This is a genomic window from Variovorax sp. NFACC27 (assembly GCF_048301545.1).
Lineage (GTDB): Bacteria > Pseudomonadota > Gammaproteobacteria > Burkholderiales > Burkholderiaceae_C > Variovorax > Variovorax gossypii.
Window position 1 is genome coordinate 452,742 of the sequence record NZ_CP157613.1, and the last position, 22,210, is coordinate 474,951.

General features: G+C 68.4%; 21 protein-coding genes. 14 read left to right on the plus strand and 7 right to left on the minus strand.

Features of this window, described 5'->3' with window-relative positions; all coding sequences use genetic code 11:
• Positions 1-12 precede the first annotated feature (12 nt).
• The 7 genes from ABL840_RS02125 (at position 13) to ABL840_RS02155 (ending at position 6,986) form a co-directional block, all read left to right on the plus strand.
• Positions 13-1,137, plus strand: coding sequence for a BMP family ABC transporter substrate-binding protein (locus ABL840_RS02125; RefSeq protein ID WP_093301312.1), 1,125 nt, complete (start codon positions 13-15; stop codon positions 1,135-1,137).
• A 19-nt stretch (positions 1,138-1,156) separates the two neighbouring features.
• Complete coding sequence (locus ABL840_RS02130) at positions 1,157-2,224, plus strand: ABC transporter permease (RefSeq protein ID WP_418116177.1); 1,068 nt, start codon at positions 1,157-1,159, stop codon at positions 2,222-2,224.
• Positions 2,221-3,144, plus strand: a complete 924-nt coding sequence (locus tag ABL840_RS02135; RefSeq protein WP_093301315.1) for an ABC transporter permease — start codon at positions 2,221-2,223, stop codon at positions 3,142-3,144. The genes ABL840_RS02130 and ABL840_RS02135 overlap by 4 nt, the downstream gene beginning before the upstream one ends.
• A 5-nt stretch (positions 3,145-3,149) precedes the next feature.
• Positions 3,150-3,842, plus strand: coding sequence for a cysteine hydrolase family protein (locus ABL840_RS02140; protein ID WP_093206877.1), 693 nt, complete (start codon positions 3,150-3,152; stop codon positions 3,840-3,842).
• 5 nt (positions 3,843-3,847) lie between these two features.
• Positions 3,848-5,437, plus strand: coding sequence for an ABC transporter ATP-binding protein (locus ABL840_RS02145; RefSeq protein ID WP_093301316.1), 1,590 nt, complete (start codon positions 3,848-3,850; stop codon positions 5,435-5,437).
• A gap of 92 nt (positions 5,438-5,529) precedes the next feature.
• The gene (locus tag ABL840_RS02150; protein WP_093301318.1) at positions 5,530-6,201 is read left to right on the plus strand and encodes a cysteine hydrolase family protein; all 672 of its coding nucleotides are present in this window, start codon (positions 5,530-5,532) and stop codon (positions 6,199-6,201) included.
• A gap of 38 nt (positions 6,202-6,239) precedes the next feature.
• On the plus strand, positions 6,240-6,986 hold the full coding sequence (locus ABL840_RS02155) for a GntR family transcriptional regulator (RefSeq protein WP_093206882.1): 747 nt from the start codon (positions 6,240-6,242) through the stop codon (positions 6,984-6,986).
• 41 nt (positions 6,987-7,027) lie between these two features.
• Here the strand turns inward: ABL840_RS02155 and ABL840_RS02160 are convergent, their stop codons facing one another.
• Entirely contained in the window at positions 7,028-8,005 is a 978-nt protein-coding gene (locus ABL840_RS02160) for a Bug family tripartite tricarboxylate transporter substrate binding protein (RefSeq protein WP_093301319.1), read from the minus strand.
• Between the two features lie 44 nt (positions 8,006-8,049).
• Complete coding sequence (locus ABL840_RS02165; RefSeq protein WP_093301321.1) at positions 8,050-9,288, minus strand: flavin-dependent oxidoreductase; 1,239 nt, start codon at positions 9,286-9,288, stop codon at positions 8,050-8,052.
• 102 nt (positions 9,289-9,390) lie between these two features.
• Between ABL840_RS02165 and ABL840_RS02170 the strand changes: the two genes are divergently transcribed.
• Complete coding sequence (locus ABL840_RS02170; protein WP_093301322.1) at positions 9,391-10,296, plus strand: LysR family transcriptional regulator; 906 nt, start codon at positions 9,391-9,393, stop codon at positions 10,294-10,296.
• Positions 10,297-10,317: 21 nt separating this feature from the next.
• On the opposite strand, the gene ABL840_RS02175 is transcribed toward ABL840_RS02170, so the two are convergent.
• A complete protein-coding gene (locus ABL840_RS02175) occupies positions 10,318-11,121 on the minus strand; it encodes an exodeoxyribonuclease III (protein WP_093206888.1) in 804 nt (267 codons plus the stop codon).
• A 12-nt stretch (positions 11,122-11,133) separates the two neighbouring features.
• On the opposite strand from ABL840_RS02175, the gene pyrE reads away from it, so the two are divergent.
• Positions 11,134-11,820, plus strand: coding sequence for an orotate phosphoribosyltransferase (pyrE, locus tag ABL840_RS02180; protein WP_093206889.1), 687 nt, complete (start codon positions 11,134-11,136; stop codon positions 11,818-11,820).
• 19 nt (positions 11,821-11,839) lie between these two features.
• The gene (locus ABL840_RS02185; protein ID WP_176947455.1) at positions 11,840-12,538 is read left to right on the plus strand and encodes a DUF4124 domain-containing protein; all 699 of its coding nucleotides are present in this window, start codon (positions 11,840-11,842) and stop codon (positions 12,536-12,538) included.
• 103 nt (positions 12,539-12,641) lie between these two features.
• Here ABL840_RS02185 and gatB read toward each other — a convergent pair whose 3' ends face one another.
• From gatB to gatC, 3 genes are read right to left on the minus strand one after another with little or no spacing between them, the layout of a single operon-like run.
• Positions 12,642-14,132 (minus strand): Asp-tRNA(Asn)/Glu-tRNA(Gln) amidotransferase subunit GatB, encoded by a 1,491-nt coding sequence (gene gatB, locus ABL840_RS02190; RefSeq protein WP_093301323.1) that lies wholly within the window; start codon positions 14,130-14,132, stop codon positions 12,642-12,644.
• Position 14,133: 1 nt separating this feature from the next.
• Positions 14,134-15,648, minus strand: a complete 1,515-nt coding sequence (gene gatA / locus ABL840_RS02195) for an Asp-tRNA(Asn)/Glu-tRNA(Gln) amidotransferase subunit GatA (protein ID WP_093301325.1) — start codon at positions 15,646-15,648, stop codon at positions 14,134-14,136.
• Positions 15,648-15,947, minus strand: a complete 300-nt coding sequence (gene gatC / locus ABL840_RS02200; protein ID WP_093206894.1) for an Asp-tRNA(Asn)/Glu-tRNA(Gln) amidotransferase subunit GatC — start codon at positions 15,945-15,947, stop codon at positions 15,648-15,650. The genes gatA and gatC overlap by 1 nt, the downstream gene beginning before the upstream one ends.
• Positions 15,948-16,162: 215 nt before the next feature.
• Between gatC and ABL840_RS02205 the strand changes: the two genes are divergently transcribed.
• The 4 genes from ABL840_RS02205 to mrdA all read left to right on the plus strand — a co-directional run bounded on the left by ABL840_RS02205 (position 16,163) and on the right by mrdA (position 20,796).
• Positions 16,163-17,206 (plus strand): rod shape-determining protein, encoded by a 1,044-nt coding sequence (locus tag ABL840_RS02205; protein ID WP_007833435.1) that lies wholly within the window; start codon positions 16,163-16,165, stop codon positions 17,204-17,206.
• 86 nt (positions 17,207-17,292) lie between these two features.
• Complete coding sequence (mreC, locus tag ABL840_RS02210) at positions 17,293-18,252, plus strand: rod shape-determining protein MreC (protein WP_093206895.1); 960 nt, start codon at positions 17,293-17,295, stop codon at positions 18,250-18,252.
• Positions 18,249-18,770, plus strand: a complete 522-nt coding sequence (gene mreD, locus ABL840_RS02215) for a rod shape-determining protein MreD (RefSeq protein WP_093206897.1) — start codon at positions 18,249-18,251, stop codon at positions 18,768-18,770. Before mreC ends, mreD begins: the two co-directional genes overlap by 4 nt.
• Before the next feature lie 55 nt (positions 18,771-18,825).
• Positions 18,826-20,796: a penicillin-binding protein 2 gene (gene mrdA / locus ABL840_RS02220; protein ID WP_093206898.1), complete on the plus strand. Its 1,971-nt coding sequence runs from the start codon at positions 18,826-18,828 to the stop codon at positions 20,794-20,796.
• A 133-nt stretch (positions 20,797-20,929) separates the two neighbouring features.
• Here mrdA and fahA read toward each other — a convergent pair whose 3' ends face one another.
• Positions 20,930-22,195 carry a fumarylacetoacetase gene (gene fahA / locus ABL840_RS02225; protein WP_093206900.1) on the minus strand — a complete coding sequence of 422 codons (1,266 nt, stop codon included), beginning with the start codon at positions 22,193-22,195 and terminating at the stop codon, positions 20,930-20,932.
• Between the last annotated feature and the right edge of the window lie 15 nt (positions 22,196-22,210).

Consider the following 22,210-nt stretch of genomic DNA (forward strand, 5'->3'; position numbering starts at 1 on the left):
GAGAAGAAAGCCATGACCAGCCAATTCAACCGCCGCGATTCGCTCAAGACCCTTGCCGCGCTGGGCGCGGCCGGCAGCCTGGGGAGCTGGAGCGCACTCGCCAGCGCGCAAGCCAAGCCCAAGCCGCTCACCGTCGGCGTGATCTACGTCGGCGCGCGCGACGACTACGGCTACAACCAGGCGCACGCCATGGCCGCGGCCGAGATCAAGAAGCTGCCCGGCGTGAAGGTGGTGGAAGAAGAGAACGTGCCCGAGACCGCCGCGGTGCAGAAGACCATGACCGGCATGATCTCGCAGGACGGCGCGGGCCTGCTCTTTCCCACCTCGTTCGGCTACTTCGACCCCCACATCCTCGCGGTGGCGCCCAAGAACCCCGACGTGCGCTTCTCGCACTGCGGCGGGCTCTGGACCGAGGGCAAGCACCCGAAGAACGTCGGCAGCTTCTTCGGCTACATCGACGAGTGTCAGTATCTCAACGGCGTGATCGCCGCGCACATGACGAAGAGCAACAAGATCGCCTTCGTCGCCGCCAAGCCCATTCCGCAGGTGCTGCGCAACATCAACGCATTCACGCTCGGCGCGCGCTCGGTCAAGCCGAACATCACCTGCAGCGTGATCTTCACGGGCGACTGGTCGATGGCGGTGAAGGAAGCCGAGGCCACCAACAGCCTGGCCGACCAGGGCTGCGACGTGTTCACCATGCACGTGGACGGCCCCAAGGTGGTTGTCGAGACGGCGGCCAAGCGCGGCAAGATGGTCTGCGGCTACCACGCGAGCCAGGCCAAGCTGGCGCCCAATGCCTACCTCACAGGCGCCGAGTGGAACTGGCTCACCGCCTACAAGACCGCCATCGAGGCCGCGCAGAGCGGCAAGCCGCACCCCAACTTCCTGCGCGGCGGCCTGAAGGAAGGCTACGTGAAGATGTCGGCCTACGGCCCCATGGTGCCCGACGCCGCGAAGAAGCATGCCGACGAGATCAAGGCGAAGATGATCGCGGGCAGCTTCGACATCTTCAAGGACGGCATCAAGGACAACAAGGGCGCGGTCGTGGTGCCCGCGGGCAAGGTCCTGAAGCAGACCGACCTCGAGCTCGAGAAGATGAACTACCTCGTCGAAGGCGTCGTGGGCAGCGTCTGACCTTCACTCCGTCGACGACATGTTGCGCCCCGCGCTCTTCAAGGAACTGGCCCTGCCGGTGTTCGCCATCGCGGCGGCGCTGCTGCTGTTCGGGCTGGTGGTGGCCTTCGCCGGCATCGACGCGGTGGAGGTGTGGGCCACGCTGTTCAAGGGCGCGTTCGGCGACTGGTTCTCCTGGCAGAACACGTTGCAGCGCGCCGCGCCGCTGATGCTCACCGCGCTGTGCGTTGCGCTGCCCGCGCGCGCGGGGCTCATCGTCATCGGCGGCGAGGGTGCGCTGGTTCTGGGCGGGCTGGCCTGCGCGGCGCTGGCGCACGCAGTGCCGCTGCCCGGCAATGCCATCGGCACGGCGGCCGTGTGCATCGCGGGTGCCGTCGCCGGTGCGCTGTGGATCGTGCTCGCGGGCTGGCTGCGCCAGTACCGCGGCATCAACGAGACCATCAGCAGCCTGCTGCTGGCCTACATCGCCATCGGCATCTTCAAGCATCTGGTCGAAGGGCCGCTGCGCGACCCGGCCAGCCTCAACAAACCGTCGACCCATGCGCTTGCCGACGGGCTGCTGATCGGCGGCATCGGCGGCTCCGACGTGCATTGGGGCCTTGTGATCGGCGTGGTGGCCTGCCTGGGGCTCGGCTGGTGGCTGCGCGCCACGGCCTCGGGCTTCTCGGTGCGGGTGGTGGGCGGCAATCCGCGTACCGCGCAGCTCGTGGGGCTGCCGGCGACGCGGCTCATTCTTTCGGCTTGCGGGCTCGGCGGCGCATGCGCCGGGCTGGCGGGCGCCATCGAGGTGGCGGCGGTGCACACAAACGCGAACGCTTCGCTGATCGCGGGCTACGGCTACGCAGGCATCCTGGTGTCGTTCATCGCGCGGCACAACCCTGTGGCCATCGTGCCGGTGGCCATTCTGTTCGGCGGCTTCGGTGCGGCGGGTAGCCTGCTGCAGCGGCGCGTCGGGTTGCCCGATGCATCGGTGCTGGTGCTGCAGGGCATCGCCTTCGTGCTGATCCTCGCGAGCGAAGGCCTGCGCACCGTCGACTGGAAGAAGTTCGGCGACCGCATGCTGCCCGAAGCCAGGAGCTACACATGACGGCCGACCAGTGGATCGCGCTGCTCGCCGGCATCGTCGGCGGTGCGCTGCGCGTGGGTGCGCCGTTCCTCTTCGTGAGCCTGGGCGAGTGCCTCACGGAGAAGTCCGGCCGTATCAACCTCGGGCTCGAAGGCGTGCTGGTGTTGTCTGCAATGGCGGCCTTCGGTGGCGCCTACCTCACCGACTCCGCGTGGCTCGGCGTGCTGATCGGCGCGTTGGCCGGTGCCGCGCTTGCGTTGCTGCACGGGCTGCTGTGCTCGCTCGATCGCGTGAACGACGTGGCGACCGGCATCGCGCTGATGCTGCTCGGCACCGGGCTGGCCTTCTACCTCGGCAAGCCGCTGATCCAGCCGCAGGCGCCGCAGATTCCAGCGATTCCGCTGGGCTTCTGGAGCGACAACCCGGTGGTGCGGTCCGCCCTACAGCTCAACGCGCTGGTGCCCGTGGGCGTGGCGCTCGCGGTGCTGCTGTGGTGGGGTTTCGCGCGCACGCGCGCCGGGCTGCTGGTGCGCATGGCGGGCGATTCGGCTCAGGCCACGCGCGCGCTCGGCTATTCGGTCTCGGGCCTGCGCATCGCGGCCACCACCGCCGGCGGCTTCATCGCGGGGCTGGGCGGTGCATCGCTCACGCTGTTCTATCCGGGCAGCTGGAACGAAGGCATCTCCAGCGGCCAGGGGCTGATCGCGGTGGCGCTGGTGATCTTTGCGCGCTGGAGTCCGTTGCGCTGCGTGGGCGCGGCGCTGCTCTTCGGCGGCGCGGGTGCCATCGGGCCGGCGCTGCAGTCCATCGGCATCGGCTGGGGCTACCACCTCTTCAACACCGTGCCCTACGTGCTCACGCTGGTGATCCTCGTGCTCACCTGCAGGCCGGGCAGCGCCGCCGCCGGCAGCCCCGGCGAACTCTCATCGACAAGGAACTGAAAGCCATGACGACAAAGACCGTCGCCGCCGAGCCTTATGCCTGGCCCTACAACGCCAACATGCGCCCCGAGAACACGGCGCTGATCGTCATCGACATGCAGACCGATTTCTGCGGCAAGGGCGGGTATGTCGACGTGATGGGCTACGACCTGTCGCTGGTGCAGGCACCCATCCAGCCGATCGCGCGCACGCTGGCGGCGCTGCGGCCGCTGGGCTATCACGTCATCCACACGCGCGAAGGCCACCGGCCCGACCTCGCCGACCTGCCGGCCAACAAGCGCTGGCGCTCGCGGCAGATCGGCGCGAACGGCGTGGGCATCGGCGACGACGGGCCGTGCGGGCGCATCCTGGTGCGCGGCGAGCCGGGCTGGGAAATCATTCCCGAGCTGGCGCCGCTGCCGGGCGAGGTGGTGATCGACAAGCCCGGCAAGGGCTCGTTCTATGCGACCGACCTCGAGCTGATCCTGCGCACGCGCGGCGTCGAGAACATCATCCTCGCGGGCATCACGACGGACGTGTGCGTGCACACCACGATGCGCGATGCCAACGACCGGGGCTTCGAGTGCCTGCTGCTGTCCGACTGCACGGCCGCCACCGACCATGGCAATCACCTCGCCGCGCTGAAGATGATCACCATGCAGGGCGGCGTGTTCGGCGCGCATGCCACCTCGCAGGCGCTGCTGGCCGCGCTCGGCTGACCGCGATGGGCGCCGCGCCTTCTTCTCACGCCATCGGCGGCCTGCCCGCGGGCAGCGGCGCGCTCGCGCTCGACACCTACGAGCTCACCAAGCGCTTCGGCGACTTCACGGCGATGGATCGCGTGACGATGCGCGCGGAGCCCGGCACGGTGCACGCGCTGCTCGGCGAGAACGGCGCGGGCAAGAGCACGCTGGTGAAGTGCGTGGCCGGCTTCCAGCGCGCGGAGGAGGGCAGCATCCTGATCGACGGGCGCGAGCAGGACATTGCCAACCCGATCGTGGCGCGCGCATTGGGCATCGGCATGGTCTACCAGCACTTCACGCTGGCGCCGGGCATGACGGTGGCCGAGAACCTGCTGCTCGCGGGCGGCAAGACGCCGGCGCTGATCGACTGGAAGCGCAAGCGCGCGGAGCTGGAGGCGTTCCTGGCGACCACGCCGTTCAGCCTCGATCTCGACGTGCGGCCTTCGGAGCTCGCGGCGGGCGAGAAGCAGAAGCTCGAACTGCTCAAGCAGCTGTACCTGAAGCCGCGCCTGCTGATCCTCGACGAACCGACCTCCGTGCTCACGCCGCAGGAGGCCGACGAGGTGCTGGGCCACGTGCGCGAGTTTGCACGCAGCGGGCTGTGCACGGTGCTCATCATCACGCACAAGTTCCGCGAGGTGATGGCGTATGCCGACAGCGTGACGGTGCTCAGGCGCGGCAAGGCGGTGCACCATTGCCGCGTGGCCGACACCAGCCCGGCGCAACTGGCGCAGGCCATGATGGGGGGCGAGCAGGTCGCCTCGTCGCCGGCGCAGAGGCCAGTCGACAGGAAGCCGGTGGCTGCCAGCGCGCCGGTCGCGCTGAAGGTCGAGGGCCTGAAGGCGCAGGGCGATCGCGGCACGCTGGCGCTGCACGAGCTGAGCCTGTCGGTTCGCGCCGGAGAGATCCTCGGCGTGGCCGGCGTTTCCGGCAACGGGCAGCGAGAGCTGGTGGAGACTCTCGTCGGGCAACGTCCGCGTCTGGCGGGCAAGGTCACGGTGATGGGGCAGCCCTACGGCGCGCATCGCGCGGAGAACCGCGAGCTCAAGGTCCGCAGCCTGCCGGAGGAACCGTTGCGCAACGCCTGCGTGGGTGATCTCAGCGTCGCGGAGAACATGGCACTGCGCGACTTCGACCAGCCGCCCCTGTCGCGCGGCGGCGTGCTGAGCTTTCCGTACTGGCGCAGCCGCGCGCGCGAGTGGATCACCGAATACGGCGTGAAGACGCGGGGCGAGGGGGCGCCTATCCGCAGCCTCTCGGGCGGCAACGTGCAGCGCGCGGTGCTGGCGCGCGAGCTGGCGGGCGACATCAACGTGCTGATCGCGGCGAACCCGGTGTTCGGGCTGGACTTCGCGGCCGTCGCGGAGATCCATTCGCGCATCGTGCAGGTGCGGGAGAAGGGCGGGGCCGTTCTGCTCATCAGCGAGGACCTCGACGAGCTGCTCGAGCTGGCGGATCGCATCGTGGTGATGAGCGAGGGGCGGATCGTGTTCGAGACTTCGGCTTCCGGAGCCGAGCGGCACGTCATTGGGGCGCACATGGGTGGCGGGCATCACGAGGTGGTCGCATGAGTGCTCTTGCTGTCGTCTTGAGAGCGCCCGGCGGGCGGCACGGCGCGGTCGTGGAGTGATTGCCGCAGCCTTGGAAACACACTAGGACGAGCATGCGCATAGAACTGGCCGATCCGTTCCCCTACGAGTTCGACATTGATCGGACCGCGCTGGTGCTGATCGACATGCAGCGCGACTTCATCGAGCCTGGCGGCTTCGGCGAGACGCTGGGCAATGACGTTTCGCTGTTGGAGGCCATCGTCCCTGCGACGAAGGCCGTGCTGGAAGCATGGCGGGAGGCAGGTGGCCTCGTCGTGCACACGCGGGAGGCGCACAAGGCCGATCTTTCGGACTGCCCGCCGGCCAAGCGCAATCGCGGCAACCCCACGCTGCGCATCGGCGACGAAGGGCCCATGGGGCGCATCCTCGTCGCGGGCGAGCCGGGCAACCAGATCATCGAGGCGCTCGCGCCCGTCGAGGGCGAGATCGTGATCGACAAGCCGGGCAAGGGCGCGTTCTACGCCACCGGCCTGCACGAGCTTCTGCAGGCGCGCGGCATCACCCATCTGCTTTTCGGCGGCGTCACGACCGAGGTCTGCGTGCAGACCAGCATGCGCGAAGCCAACGACCGCGGCTACGACAGCCTGCTGCTCGAGGACTGCACCGAGAGCTACTTTCCGGCGTTCAAGGCGGCGACGCTCGACATGGTGCGCGCGCAGGGCGCCATCGTCGGCTGGACGGCGCCGGGCGCCGCGCTCGTCGCGGCGCTTGGGAAGCCGCAATGACGACCATGGCCCACCGCCCAGCGACTAACATCCCATCCGTGTCTACCGTTCGCCCCCGCCCAGAAGCTTCCGCTCCAGCCGCCGCCGACGCGTCCGCCTTCCGCACGCGTGCCGACGAGGTCTACGCGCAGCTCAAGCGCGACGTGGCCGACTTCATCCTCGTGCCCGGCGACCGCTTCACCGAAGGCGAGATCAGCGACCGGCTCGGCGTGTCGCGCACGCCGGTGCGGCAGGCGCTCTTCAGGCTGCAGCAGGAGGGCTTCGTCGAGGTGCTGTTCCGCAGCGGCTGGCGCGTGCTGCCCTTCGACTTCGACCAGTTCGAGCAGCTCTACGACCTGCGCATGGTGCTGGAGACCACCGCCGTGCACCGGCTGTGCGAGACCGACCGCCACATCGACCGCGGCCTGCTCGATACGCTGGCCGACATCTGGCTCGTACCCGCGGCGCAGCGCAGCACCGACATGGCGCAGGTGGCGCAGTGGGACGAGGCCTTTCATTGCTCGCTGGTGGCCGCCGCAGGCAATGCCGAGATGGCCCGCGTGCACGGCGACGTGACCGACCGCATCCGCATCATCCGCCGGCTCGACTTCACCAAGCAGCCGCGCATCGACGCCACCTACGACGAGCACGCCAAGATCCTGAAGGCCGTGCGCGCCAACCGTGGTGACCAGGCCGCGATGCTGCTGCGCGCGCACATCGAGACCAGCCAGGCCGAGGTGCGCAAGATCACGCTGCACCAGGTGCATCTGGCGCGGCATGCGGGGAAGGCCTCGACCACGCGCTGACCGGAAGGTCCCCCGAGTCCGGGAACACCGGGGAGGGCCGATCAGTCAGCGGTGATGTTGCCGCGCTTCACCACACCCGCCCAGCGGTCGGCATCCTTCTTCAGCAGCGTGCCGAACTCCGCCGGCGTCAAGCTCGCCGGCACCATGCCCTGCGACTCGAAGGACTTCGCCACCTCGGGCTGCTTCAGCACCGCCGCGATCTCCTTGTTGAGCCGTGCCACCACATCCGGTGGCGTGCCCTTGGGGGCGAGCACGCCGTACCACATGTCGACGTTGTCGGCGGTCACGCCGGCTTCGGCCAGCGTCGGCACGTCGGGCAGCTGCGGCAGGCGCTTGCCGCTGCCGGTGGCAATGGCCTTGAGCTTGCCGACCTGGATGTGCTGCAGCGCCACGTGCACCGGCAGGAACATGTAGTCGATGCGCCCGCCGAGCAGGTCGGTCACCGCACCGGCCGTGCCCTTGTAGGGCACGTGCAGCAGCTCGGTGCCCGTGCCCTGCATGAGCAGCGCCATCGAGAGGTGGTGCGGCGTGCCCACGCCCGGCGTGGCGTAGGTCAGCTTGCCGGGCTCCGCCTTGGCCGCGCTCACCATCTGCTGCACCGACGAGGCCTTCTGCACGTTCGGGTTGGTCACCAGCAGCAGCGTGCCCCACGAGGTGAGCGACACCGGCGCGAAGTCGGCCACCGGGTCGTAGCTCAGCGAGCGGTAGAGGCTGCGGTTCATCACCAGCGTGTTGACCTGCACCAGCAGCGTGTAGCCGTCGGGCTTGGCGCGGGCAACGCGCTCGCTGCCGATGTTGCCGCTGGCGCCGGCGACGTTCTCCACGATCACCGACTGGCCCAGCCTGGCGGGCAGGCGGGCCGAGAGCTGGCGGGCGACCAGGTCGATGCCGGTGCCGGGGGTGTAGGGCACCACCAGCGTGATGGGCTGGTCGGGCCAGGCGAATGCGCTGGTGGCGACAGTCGCGGTACTGGCCGCGACGAGCAGGGTGGCGAGGGTCTTCTTGATCAGCGAGCGCATGGTCTGTCTGTCTCCGTGTTCTTCTGTGGGTTGCCTGTTCAGGTTCAAAGGTAGGAAGCGCGGGCCTTCAGGGCCGCGGGGTCGTAGCCGGCCACGCGCTTGTAGTTGTCCGAGATGGCCTGCAGCTCGGCGACGGGCACGACCTCGTCGATGTTGTCGAAGCGCTTGCCGCCCGAGCGCTCGAACACTTCGCGCAGGATGGCGTCGGGCGGGTTGCTGCGGTTGGTCAGCACCACGTCGGTGGTGGCCTTGACGCGCACGCGGTCGTAGTCTTCGAGCGCGGTGGTACCGACGCCCGTCTTCTTCAGCGCGCCCGCGAGGTAGCGCGCGTCGATGATCGCCTGCCCCGCGCCGTTGGAGCCGCGCGGCACCATCGGGTGCGCGGCGTCGCCCAGCAGCGTGAGGCGGCCATGGGTCCAGCGCGGCAACGGGTCCTGGTCGACCATCGGGTACTCGAGGATGGTGTCGGAGGCGAGGATCAGCGCGGGCACGTCGAGCCAGTCGAAATGCCAGTCGGCGAAGGCGGGCAGGAAGTCTTCGAGGCGGCCCGCGCGGCTCCAGTCGCGCATGGCGGGCTGGGGTGCGTGGATCTCGGCGACCCAGTTCACGAGCTGGTTGCCCTCGGCGTCGATGTTGTCGCGGATCGGGTAGATCACCATCTTGCCGACCGAGAGCCAGCCCGCGCGCACCATGCTGCCGCCCGAGAGAAAAGGCTTCCAGCGCGCGGTGCCGCGCCACATGTTCACGCCCGAGTAGCGCGGTGGCCCCTCGTTCGGATAGAGCTGCTTGCGCAGTGCCGAATGGATGCCGTCGCAGCCCACGGCAACGGCGCCGCGCACCGGTGGCGCGTCGGCGAAATGCACCGTGACGCCGTCTTCGTCCTGCTCCACATGCGTGCAGCGACGGCCGCACACCACGCTGTCGGGGCCGAGGCGCTTCAGCGTCTCTTCGTACAGCACCGTCTGCAGGTCGCCGCGGTGGATGGAGAACTGCGGCCAGTCGTAGCCCGCGTGCTGCCCCGCGGCTTCACGGAAGACCAGCTGGCCGTGCTCGGAGAAGAAGACCGCTTCCTGCGTGCGCACGCCCACCTTGTCGAGGGCCTCCAGCAGCCCGAGTTCGGTGAGTTCACGCACCGCGTGCGGCAGCAGGTTGATGCCCACGCCCAGCGGCTTCAGCTCGGGCACGGCTTCGTACACGCGGCAGGGAATGCCGGCCTGGTGCAGGCTCAGCGCGAGGGTCAGGCCGCCGATGCCGGCGCCAAGGATGATGACTTCGTTGCTCATGATGATCGGTCGTTGCAGTGCGTTCCTGTCTCGGCCCGCATTAGGAACTTGGATCGATCATTTGGGAAATTTAGATGTGATATGGATTTATCATGAATTCATATGAATCTATCGACCCGCCAGCTGCGCGCCTTCCTGCAGGTGGCGCGCGTGGGCAACTTCACGCGCGCCGCCGAGCAGGCGCACATCACGCAGGCGGGGCTCAGCATCCTGATCCGCGAGATGGAAAAGCAGCTGGGCTGCCGCCTCTTCGACCGCACCACGCGCGTGGTGAGCCTCACGCCCGCGGGCCGGCGCCTGCTGCCGGTGGTGGAGCGCATGGTGACCGACCTCGACGACGTGGCTGCCGAGCTGGGCGCCGAGGGCGATGCCGCACGCCAGACGCTGCGCATCGCGGCCACGCCGCTGGTGTCCTCGCATCTCCTGCCGCAGGTGTTCGCCAGCTTCCGCGAGGCGCATCCGCAGGTGAGCCTGCGCCTGTTCGACGCCGACCTGCGCGACGTGGAGGCGATGGTGACGGCCGGCGAGGCCGACGTGGGGCTGGGCTTCTTCTTCAAGGCCGCGCCGGGGCTGGCGCGCGAGCCGGTGGGGCGCTTTCACCTGATGCGCGTCGCGCCGATGGATGAGGCCGGGGAACCGGGGGCCGTCGGCTCCGCGCCTTGGTCGGCATTGCGCGGCGCCGAGCTCGTAGGCTTGCCGCCCGGCAACCCGATCCAGAAGGTGATCGACCAGCATCTCGCCGCCATCGGCCGCGCCGACGCGCAACGTACCTCCTTCAACTTCTTCGGCACGCTGATCTCGATGGTGGAGGCGGGCTTCGGCACCGCGGTGATGCCCACCTTCGCGCTCGCCGCCTGCCGCCGCCACCGCGTGCGCACCGACGTGCTGACCAAGCCGAAGGTGGGGCTGGACTTCTATCGCATCACCAAGCGCGGGGCGTACGAGACGGAGGCCATGCAGGCCTTCGTCGCCACGCTGGAGAAGGCGCTACCCGAGCTGTCGCGATGATCGGGCGGGCGCCTGGGCGGCCTACAGCTTGAAGTCGTAATCCACCGTGATCGGCGCGTGGTCGCTGAATTTCACGGTCTTGTAGATCTGCTCGGTGCGCGCCAGCGCCGCGGTCTTCGGCGTGGCGAGGTGGTAGTCGAGCCGCCACCCCACGTTGTTCGCGTAGGCCTGGCCGCGGTTGCTCCACCAGGTGTAGGCCTCGCCGGTGGTGTCGGGCTTGAGCATGCGATACACGTCAACAAGGCCCGCGCCTTCGGCGCCGGCGTCGAGCAGCTTCGTCATCCAGGCGCGTTCCTCGGGCAGGAAGCCGCTGTTCTTCTGGTTGCCGCGCCAGTTCTTCAGGTCGATCTCTTTATGGGCGATGTTGATGTCGCCGCACAGCACGAACTCGCGCTCCTTCTTGAGTGCCACGAGGTGGGGGAAGAAGCCCTTGAGGAAGCGGAACTTGGCCTCCTGGCGTTCCTCGCCCGAGCTGCCGCTCGGGAAGTAGCAGCTGATGACGGAGAACTTGCGCTTGGGCGTGTCGAAGCGCAGTTCGAGATACCGGCCCTCAGCGTCGAACTCGGGGTCGCCCCAGCCCACCACGACCTGGCTCGGAGCGTGCTTGGTGTAGACGGCGGTGCCGGCGTAGCCCTTTTTCTCGGCGAAGTGGAAATGGCCCTTGAGGCCGGCCATTTCCTCGAACCGGCCCTCGATGTCGCTGGCCTGGACGCGGATCTCCTGCATGCAAATACAATCCGGCGCAAGTTCGGCCACCCAGTCGGCCACGCCTTTGGTTGCGGCCGAACGCAGGCCATTGAGATTGAGACTGGTCAGTTTGAACACAAGGAATTTCCGATGGCTGTAGATGGTGAGAAGAAAAGCAGCGCGATCGCACAGGATTTCGTCCAGTTCGCACTGGATGCCGGCGTACTGCGCTTTGGGGAGTTCAAGACCAAGGCCGGTCGGATGAGCCCCTATTTCTTCAATTCGGGACTCTTCGACGACGGCGGCAAGATTGCCCGGCTCGCCGGATTCTATGCAGACCGCCTGATCGAGAGCGGCCTCGAGTTCGACATGATCTTCGGCCCCGCCTACAAGGGCATTCCGCTGGGCGCCACGGTGGCGGCCGAGCTGGCCCGCCGGGGCCGCAACTATCCCTTTGCCTATAACCGCAAGGAAGCCAAGGCGCACGGCGAAGGCGGCAACCTGGTCGGCGCGCCGCTCAAGGGGCGCGTGCTGATCGTCGACGACGTGATGTCCGCCGGCACCGCGGTGCGCGAGTCGATCGCCGCCATCGAGGCCGCTGGCGCCACGCCGCATGCCGTGGCCATCGCGCTCGACCGGCAGGAAAAGGCCACCGAGAACGGCGTCGACGTGGACCACAGCGCCGTGCAGTACGTGCGCAACCAGCTGGGCCTGTCGGTGATCGCCATCGCCACGCTGGACGACCTGCTTAGCTATCTTTCCGGCGATGCCGCGGCCGACCTGGGCGCTCACCGCGAACGCGTGCTGGCCTACCGCGCGCGCTACGGCGCCAGCTGAAGAGGCAGGGCCGCCGAACATGCACCATCCCGCACGCGACGATCACGGTACACCGGCCCGCCTGCTGGCGGCGGCATCATTTCTTCTCATTGCCTCCTCGTTCTGCGGCGCGTTGCAGGCGCAACCGCAGAAAGTGGAAGGCGCCTCCGCCGGCATCTACACCTGCACCGACGCCCGCGGCCGCACCCTGACGGCCGACCGGCCCATCGCGGAGTGCAGCGACCGCGAGCAGCGCGAGCTCAACCCGAGCGGCTCCGTGCGCCGCAAGGTCGAGCCGACCTACACCGCGCGCGAGCTGCAGGAGCGCGAGGACCGCGCCCGCGAAGCCGCCATCCAGGCCGCGCGCCTGACCGACGAGCGGCGCCGCGAACGCGCACTGCTGGTGCGCTACCCGAACCTCGCCACGCACGACCGCGAGCGCAGCGAAGCGCTGGCGCAGATCGATGCGGTGACCCAGGCCGCGAAGAAGCGCATTGCCGAGCTGGGCGAGGACCGCAAGAAGATCGACGAGGAGCTGGAGTTCTACAAGCAGGACGTCAGCAAGGCGCCGGGGGCGGTGCGTCGCAAGCTCGACGACAACACGCAGAGCGTGGCGGTGCAGAACCGCTTCATCGCGGAGCAGGAAGAAGAGAAGAAGCGGGTGAATGCGCGCTTCGACGAAGAGCGCACGCGCCTGAAGACGCTCTGGACGCCGCAGAACGGCGGAAATCCCAGGTAACCCCCCAGGCTGCGCGGCACTGCGTACCGCTTCGCCAACCCCCTGCCGGGGGGCAACACCTGCGGCCCGGCGGAGCCGGTTCCGCGGTGTTTCCCGAAAAGACTCAGCTGAGCTTGGCCTTGAGCAGTTCGGTCACTTGCGCCGGATTGGCCTTGCCGCCGCTGGCCTTCATGACCTGGCCCACGAGGGCGTTGAGCGCCTTCTCCTTGCCGCCTCGGTATTCCTCGACGTTCTTGGCGTTCTTCGCGATCACCTCGTCGAGGATCTTGTCGAGTGCGCCGGCGTCGTTCATCGGCTTCAGGTCCTTGGCCTCGATGATCGCGTCGACGTCGCTGCCTTCGCCGGTCCACAGGGCTTCGAACACCTGGCGCGCGGCGTTGTTGGGCAGGGTGCCGTCGGCGATGCGCTTGACCAGCTGGGCCAGTTGCTGCGCCTTCACGGGAGCGGCCTCGATGCCGATCTCGGCGGCGTTCAGGCGGCGCGCCATCTCGCCGGTGATCCAGTTGCTCGCGAGCTTGGGCGTGGCGCCCGCGTTCACGGCTTCGTCGAAGTAGCCGGCGAGCGCCGCGCTCTGGGTGAGCTGCGCCGCGTCGTATTCCGACAGGCCGTGGTCGCGCACATAGCGCTCGGCCATCGCGCGTGGCAGCTCGGGCATGGCGGCCTTCACGCGCTCGATCCAGTCGGCGGCGATGACCAGCGGAGGCAGGTCGGGGTCGGGGAAGTAGCGGTAGTCGGCCGAGTCTTCCTTGGCGCGCATCGCACGCGTCTCGCCGGTGTCGGGGTCGAACAGCACGGTGGCCTGCTCGATCTCGCGGCCGTCCTCGATCTCGTCGATCTGCCAGCGGATCTCGTAGTCGATCGCCTGCTGCATGAACTTGAAGCTGTTCAGGTTCTTGATCTCGCGGCGCGTGCCGAGCTTCTCGCCGGGCTTGCGCACCGACACGTTGGCATCGCAGCGGAAGCTGCCTTCCTGCATGTTGCCGTCGCAGATGCCGATCCAGGTGACGATCTTGTGCAGCTCCTTCGCGTAGGCCACGGCCTCGGCGGTGGAGCGCATGTCGGGCTCGGTCACGATCTCCAGCAGCGGCGTGCCGGCGCGGTTCAGGTCGATGCCGCTCTGGCCGATGAAGTCCTCGTGCAGCGACTTGCCTGCGTCTTCCTCGAGGTGGGCGCGAACCAGGCGCACCGTCTTCTGTTCTTCGCCCACGAAGAACGACACCGCGCCGCCCTGCACCACGGGGATCTCGAACTGGCTGATCTGATAGCCCTTGGGCAGGTCGGGATAGAAGTAGTTCTTGCGCGCGAACACGCTGCGCGGCGCGATGTGCGAGCCCAGCGCCAGGCCGAGCTTGATGGCGCGTTCGACGGCACCCTTGTTCATCACGGGCAGCGTGCCGGGCAGCGCCAGGTCGACCGCGCAGGCCTGCGTGTTGGGCTCGGCGCCGAAGGCGGTGGAGGCGCGGCTGAAGATCTTGCTCGCGGTGGAGAGCTGCGCGTGCGTCTCGAAGCCGATGATGACTTCATAGCCGCGCACCAGCGGGCCGGTCGGGCGGCCCTGTTGTTGTGCTTCGAAGGTGTTCACTGTCTCGCTCATTTCAGAAGCCCTCGGGCGTGCGTGCGTGCCAGTCGGTGGCCTGCTGGAAGCGGTGAGCTGCGTTGAGCAGCTTCGCTTCGCCGAAGTAGTTGCCGATCAGCTGCAGGCCCACGGGCATGCCGCCGTCGAAGCCCGCGGGCACGCTCATGCCGGGCAGGCCGGCCAGCGATGCGGGCAGCGTGAAGATGTCGGCGAGGTAGTCGGCCACCGGGTCGTCGCCGTGCTCGCCGAGCTTCCACGCGGTGGTGGGCGCAGCGGGGCCGACGATGACGTCGCACTGCTTGAACGCCTGCTGGAAGTCGTCGGCGATCATGCGGCGTACCTTCTGCGCCTGCAGGTAGTAGGCGTCGTAGTAGCCGTGCGAGAGCACGTAGGTGCCGATCATGATGCGGCGCTTCACTTCGTCGCCGAAGCCTTCGGCGCGCGTGCGTTCGTACATCTGCGTGAGCGCGCTCTTCTTGCTCGCGGGGTCGATGAAGTCCTTGGCGCGATGGCCGAACTTCACGCCGTCGAAGCGGCTCAGGTTGCTCGAGGCCTCGGCCGCGGCAATGATGTAGTAGACGGGAATCGACAGCTCGGTGCGCGGCAGCGTGACCTCGACGCGCTTCGCGCCGAGCTTCTCGTACTGCGCGAGCGCGGCGTCGATGGCCGCGCGCACGCCGGGTGCCACGCCTTCGCCGAAGAACTCCTTCGGCACGCCGATGCGCAGGCCTTCGAGCGAGTCGTTCAGCGAGCGGCCGAAGTTCTCGGCGGGCTTGTCGAGCGAGGTGGAGTCGCGGTCGAGGTCGGGGCCGCAGAAGGCCGACAGCAGCAGCGCGCAGTCTTCGGCCGAGCGGGCCATCGGGCCGGCCTGGTCGAGGCTCGACGCGAAGGCCACCATGCCGTAGCGCGAGGCGCGGCCGTAGGTGGGCTTGATGCCCGTCACGCCGCAGAACGACGCGGGCTGGCGGATCGAGCCGCCGGTGTCGGTGCCGGTGGCCGCGGGAGCGAGGCGTGCCGCCACGGCTGCCGCGCTGGCGCCGGACGAGCCGCCCGGAATGCGCTCGCGGTTCCACGGGTTCTGCACCGGCACGACCTTGTCGTGGCCCACGGCGGGCACGGCGACGTTCTCGTTGGCCGAGCCCATGGCGAACTCGTCGCAGCTCAGCTTGCCCAGCGTGACCGCGCCGGCTTCTGCCAGGCGGCGCACCACGGTCGCATCGAAGGGCGAGCGGTAGCCCGCGAGCATCTTCGAGCCGGCGGTGGTGGCGAAGTCGGTGGTGACGAAGATGTCCTTGTGCGCGATGGGCACGCCGGCCAGCGCGGGGGCGTCGCCCCTGGCGATCAGCGCGTCGGCGGCGCGGGCCTGCGCCAGCGTGGCTTCCTCGTTCACGTCGACGAAGGTGCCCAGCGACTCGTGGGCTTTCATGCGGCCCAGGAAGGCCTGCGAGGCCTCGACGGCCGAAACCTTGCGCTCGGCCAGCGCCTTCGCCAGCTCGACGACGCTCAATTGGTGCAATTCACCGCTGCTGCTCATCATTCGATCACCTTGGGCACGAGGAACAGGCCGGCTTCGACGGCCGGGGCGCTCTTCTGGTTGGCTTCGCGGTTGTCGGGCTCGCTCACCACGTCGTCGCGCAGACGCAGCGTGATGTCCTCGATGGCCGCGACCGGATGGGCCAGCGGTTCGACGCCGGCGGTGTCCACGGAACGCATACGTTCGACTAAGTCGAAAAAGCCATTGATCTGGCTGAGCATGCGCTCGCTTTCGTCGGGAGCCAGCTGCAGCCTCGCCAGCGAGGCGATGCGCGCAATATCGGAAGCGGAAAGTGACATAGGTCGGAACGGCCCAAAAAAGCGGGGGTAATCGCACGCCGGAACGGGTGCTAATACGGGAATCAGAGGGGATTCGGGTATTATCCCGCCTTTGCCGCAACCCCCGCGAACGCGCCGGCTTTTGCGCCAAAAACGATCAATTCACCCCGTCAAACGACCCAAAAAATAGAGCGACGACCTGCCGATGCGCAGGCCGTGCTCAGAGGATTCCGCACATGTTTGGAGCTTTCCGTCGGTACTTTTCCACCGACCTTGCGATCGACCTCGGCACCGCCAACACCCTGATATTCGCCCGCAACAAGGGCATCGTCCTCGACGAACCCTCGGTCGTCGCCATCCGCCACGAAGGCGGCCCCCATGGCAAGAAGGTGATCCAGGCCGTCGGCCGCGAAGCCAAGGCCATGCTGGGCAAGGTGCCCGGCAACATCGAGGCGATCCGCCCGATGAAGGACGGCGTGATCGCCGACTTCGTGATCACCGAGCAGATGATCAAGCAGTTCATCAAGATGGTGCACCCGCGCACGCTGCTCACGCCGAGCCCGCGCATCATCATCTGCGTGCCCTGCGGCTCCACCCAGGTCGAGCGCCGCGCCATCAAGGACGCGGCCGAGGCGGCGGGCGCCACCTCCGTCTACCTGATCGAAGAACCCATGGCCGCGGCCATCGGCGCCGGCCTTCCCGTCAGCGAAGCCTCGGGCTCGATGGTGGTGGACATCGGCGGCGGCACCACCGAGGTGGGCGTCATCTCGCTGGGCGGCATGGTCTACAAGGGCTCGGTCCGCGTGGGCGGCGACCGCTTCGACGAAGCCATCATCAACTACATCCGCCGCAACTACGGCATGCTGATCGGCGAGCCGACGGCCGAAGTCATCAAGAAGAACATCGGCTCGGCCTTCCCGGGCTCCGAAGTCAAGGAAATGGAAGTCAAGGGCCGCAACCTTTCCGAAGGCGTGCCGCGCAGCTTCACCATCAGCAGCAACGAAGTGCTGGAAGCCCTGACCGATCCGCTCAACAACATCGTCTCGGCCGTGAAGAACGCGCTGGAGCAGACGCCGCCCGAGCTGGGCGCCGACATCGCCGAGCGAGGCATGATGCTGACCGGCGGTGGCGCGCTGCTGCGCGACCTCGACCGCCTGCTGGCCGAGGAAACCGGCCTGCCGGTGCTGGTGGCCGAAGATCCGCTGACCTGCGTGGTGCGAGGCTGCGGCATCGCACTCGAGCGCATGGACCGCCTGGGCAGCATCTTCACGAGCGAGTAAAAGGCGAAAGCCATCATCGGCCGGCCTCTGCTTGCGCAGGCCGGCTTTTTGTTATTTGATTCCGCACCACCGTCGGGTCTGAATTCATGCCTCTGGGCACGCTCGATCGCACAGCGCCACCCCTGTTCAACCAGGGGCAGTCGGCACTCAGCAAGCTGATCTTCTTCGGCGCGCTTTCGCTGTTCCTCATGGTGGCCGATGCGCGCTTCCATATCGTGCAACCGGTGCGCTCGGCCATCGGCGCGGTGCTGTACCCGGTGCAATGGGTGGCGCTGAAGCCGGTGCAGGCCGTGCTCGGCGGCGGACGCTACCTCGAAGACCTGCAGACCGCCCAGCGCAACGAGGAAGACGCGCGCAAGGCGCTGATGATGCAGGCCGAGCGCGCCGCGCAGGCCGACACGCTGGCCCAGGACAACGCCCGCCTTCGCGAGCTGCTCGAGCTGCGCCAGACCACCACCACGCCGGGCCGCGCCGCCGAGGTGCTCTACGACGCGGCCGACCCCTACACCCGCAAGATCGTCATCGACCAGGGCCTGGCCCAGGGCGTGCAGCCCGGTTCGCCGGTGATCGACGCACGCGGCGTGCTCGGACAGGTCACGCAGGTGCTGCCCTTCACGAGCGAGGTCACGCTGGTGATCGACCGCGACCTTTCCATTCCCGTGCAGAACACCCGCACCGGCGTGCGCAGCGTGGCCTTCGGCGACGCCTCGGCCCATGGCGGCGGACTGGAGCTGCGCTTCATGGCCGCCAATGCCGACCTGCAGGAGGGCGACCTGCTCTCCACCAGCGGCGTCGACGGCATCTACCCCGCGGGCCTGCCGGTGGCGAAGATCGAGCGCATCGAGCGCCGCGCCGACTCGGCCTTCGCCCGCATCTACTGCGTGCCGCTGGCGCACGTGACGGCCGCGCGCTACGTGCTCGTGCTCGAGCCCACGGGCACGCCGGCCGCGCCGCCGCCCGCGGCGCCAGCCGTCACCCAGCGCAAGCGCCCCGAGGGCAAGCCCGGTGCCGGCAAGAACGAGAAGAAACCGGGAGTGCGCCCATGATCAAGCGTCCAGGCCAGCAGCAGCTGTTGCTGCCCGTCAGCCCGGTCTTCATGTGGAGCAGCCTCGTGGTCGCGCTGCTCGTCAACATGATCCCGATCGGCCGCGCCGTCTGGATGCCCGACCTGCTGGCGCTGGTGATCGTGTTCTGGGGCGTGCACCAGCCCGCGCGCGTGGGCATCGGCGCGGCCTTCGTGTTCGGCCTGTGCATGGACGTGCACCAGTCGTCGCTGCTGGGCCAGCATGCGCTGTCCTACACCACGCTGGGCTTCTTCGCGATCACCATCCACCGGCGGCTGCTCTGGTATCCGGTGGCTTCGCAGGCGCTGCAGGTGCTGCCGCTCTTCGCGCTGTCGCAGCTCATCGAGGTGCTCACGCGGATGATCGGCGGCGGCGTGTTCCCGGGCTGGACGGTGCTGGCCTCGCCGGCCATCGAGGCAGCGCTCTGGCCGCTGGCCACCGCGCTGCTGCTGGCTCCCCAGCGAAGAACGCCGGAACCGGACGAGAATCGGCCCCTCTAAGCCCAGCCTCCCCGCATTTGCCTTCGCACCTGCGCGCGCCTAAGCTCCCATCGCCATGACCGAAATCCGCAACGTCGCCGCCGATCTCGCGCGTTTCAAGCGCCGCGTGATCGTCATCGGACTGGCGGTGCTCTTCGCGTTCGGGCTGCTGGGCGCACGGCTGTTCTACCTGCAGGTCACGCGCCACGAGGACCTGGCCGAGCAGGCCGAGAGCAACCGCACGGCGGTGGTGCCGGTGGTGCCCAACCGGGGGCTCATCCTCGATCGCAACGGCATCGTGCTGGCTTCCAACTACTCGGCCTACACGCTGGAGATCACGCCCTCGAAGGTGGGCGACGTCGAGGAGACCATCGACAGCCTCACGCAGGTGCTCGAAGTCTCGCCGCGCGACCGCCGCCGCTTCAAGCGCCTGCGCGAGGACTCGCGCAGCTTCGACTCCATTCCGATCCGCACCCGCCTGAGCGACGAGGAAGTCGCCCGCTTCGCCGCCCAGCGCTACCGCTTCCCGGGTGTGGAGATCAAGGCGCGCCTGTTCCGCAACTACCCGCAGGGCGAGCTGGCCTCGCACGTGCTCGGCTACATCGGCCGCATCAACCAGCGCGAGAAGACCGCGATGGAAGACTGGGACGAGGAGGACCAGGCCAACTACAAGGGCACCGACTACATCGGCAAGCTGGGCGTCGAGCAGAGCTACGAGAAGACGCTGCACGGCCAGACCGGCGTCGAGCAGATGGAAACCTCCGCAGGCGGCCGCGCCGTGCGCCGCCTCGCCAGCCATCCCGCCACGCCGGGCAACACGGTCATGCTGTCGCTCGACATCAAGCTGCAGAAGCTGGTGGAGGACATGTACGGCGACCGCCGCGGTGCGCTGGTTGCCATCGACCCCAAGACCGGCGAGGTGCTGGCTTTCGTGAGCAAGCCCACCTTCGACCCGAACCTCTTCGTCGAAGGCATCGACAACGAAAGCTGGGCGGCGCTCACCGAGTCCATCGACAAGCCGCTGCTGAACCGAGCCCTGCGCGGCACCTACCCGCCGGGCTCCACCTACAAGCCCTTCATGGCGCTGGCGGCGCTGCAGACCGGCAAGCGCGGCCCCAGCGTGGTGGTGAACGACCCCGGCTACTTCAACTTCGGCGGCCACCGCTTCGGCAGCCCCGAGGGCAACCTGGGCGGCGTCGACATGCGCCGCTCGATCCAGCTGTCGAGCAACATCTACTACTACTCGCTGGCCAACGAGATGGGCGTGGACTTGATCCACGACTTCATGAAGCCGCTGGGCTTCGGCCAGATCACCGGCATCGACCTCGGCGGCGAGGTGCGAGGCGTGCTGCCCAGCACCGAGTGGAAGCGCAACACCTACAAGCGGCCCGAGCAGAAGAAGTGGTACGCGGGCGAGACCATCTCGCTGGGCATCGGCCAGGGCTACAACAACTTCACCATGCTGCAGCTGGCGCAGGCCACCGCCGTCATCGCCAATGGGGGCCTCAAGCACAAGCCGCACCTCGCGCTGGCCACGCGCGACACCGTGAGCGGCAACGTGGTGCCCCTGCCGCAGCCCGCGGCGGAGAACCTGGGCTTCACGGCCGCCAACATCGCGGTGATCCGCGAGGGCCTGACCAGCGTGGTCACCAGCGGCACCGCGCGCGGCGTGTTCGCCGGCGCCAGCTACCAGGCGGCCGGCAAGACCGGTACCGCGCAGGCGGTGTCGATGGGCCAGAACACCAAGTACAACGCGCGCGCTCTCGAGGAGCACCAGCGCGACCACGCACTCTTCATGGCCTACGCGCCGGTGAACGACCCGAAGATCGCCCTGGCGGTGATCGTGGAAAACGCCGGCTGGGGCGCCGGCGCGGCGGCCCCCATTGCGCGCCGCGTGTTCGACTACTGGCTCGCCGACCAGTACCCGAGCGAGGCCGACATGGCCGCCATCAAGATCGGCAAGGCGACCGCACCGATCGGCAAGCCGCGCGTGGCGAGCGAAGTGGCCTGGCCCGCAGCCTCGGCAACGCCAGCCGCGGCGCCCTGATCCCTGTATTTCTCCCTCTCCCTCTGGGAGAGGGTTGGGGTGAGGGCATCGGCATCGACTTCGAAGCCGTGCTTCATCGGGGGCACGGGGCCCTCACCCTGGCCCTCTCCCAGAGGGAGAGGGGAAAACACACTCAGACCACCGTTCCGCTGACTTCGCCCAGGCCGATGCGCACCGCGCCTGCGCGTTCGCAATAACCGCGGATCACCAGCGTGTCGCCGTCTTCCAGGAAGGTGCGCTTCTCCCCGTTCGGCAGCGTGATCGGCTGCTTGCCGCCCAGCGTCAGCTCGATCAGCGAACCGGCCTCGTCGGGCTTGGGGCCCGACAGCGTGCCCGAGCCCAGCAGGTCGCCCGGCTGCAGGTTGCAGCCGTTCACCGTGTGGTGCGCGACGAGCTGCGCGGCCGTCCAGTAGGCAGCCTCGGTGGTGTTGCCGCGCGTCAGGCGCACGGGCTCCACGCCCTCGGCGCGCATCTTCGCGGTCTGCAGCAGCACTTCGAGCGTGATGTCGAGCGCGCCGCTCTCGCGGTTCGAGGCCGAGTCGAGGTAGGGCAGCGGCTGCGGGTCTCCGGCGGGCCGCTCGAACTTCGCGCGGAAGGGCGCCAGCGCTTCCATCGTCACGATCCACGGCGACAGCGTGCTTGCGAAGTTCTTCGAGAGGAAGGGGCCGAGCGGCTGGTATTCCCAGGCCTGCAGGTCGCGCGCCGACCAGTCGTTGAGCAGCGTCACGCCGAACAGGTGCTCCTCGGCATCGGCGATGGCGATGGGCGCGCCCTGCGCATTGCCGCGGCCCACCAGGAAGCCCAGCTCCAGTTCGTAGTCCAGCCGCTTCGAGGGGCCGAAGCTCGGCTCGGCCGCGTCGGGCGCCTTGGTCTGGCCCTGCGGGCGCTTGAAGACCTGGCCGCTCACGCCGATGGACGATGCGCGGCCGTGGTAGCCGATCGGCACCCACTTGTAGTTGGGCATCAGCGGCTGGTCGGGGCGGAACAGCTTGCCGATGGTGGTCGCGTGGTGGATGCCCGTGTAGAAGTCGGTGTAGTCGCCGATGCGGCAGGGCACCGTCATCTCGGCCTTTGCCTGCGGCAGCAGGGCCTTCGACCATGCGGCCTGCTTGTCGCTGCCTTCGGCGAGGCCGGCGGAGATGGCGGCGCGCAGCGCCTGGCGCTCCTTCGTGCCGGCGTCCATCAGCGCGTTCATGTCGTCGGTGTCGACGAGGCCCGCGGCGCGCAGGTCCAGCACCTGGTCGCCGATGGCGACGCCGATGCGGAAGGCCTCGCTGCTGCCGGCCGTGCGAAAGCGTCCGAAGGGCAGGTTCTGGATCGGGAAGTCGGTGCCGGCCTCGTTGGCCGATGCGACCCAGCTGCGCAGCTTCGGGTCATGGGTGGCGTTCAGTGCGGTCATGGAGGATGTGTCTTT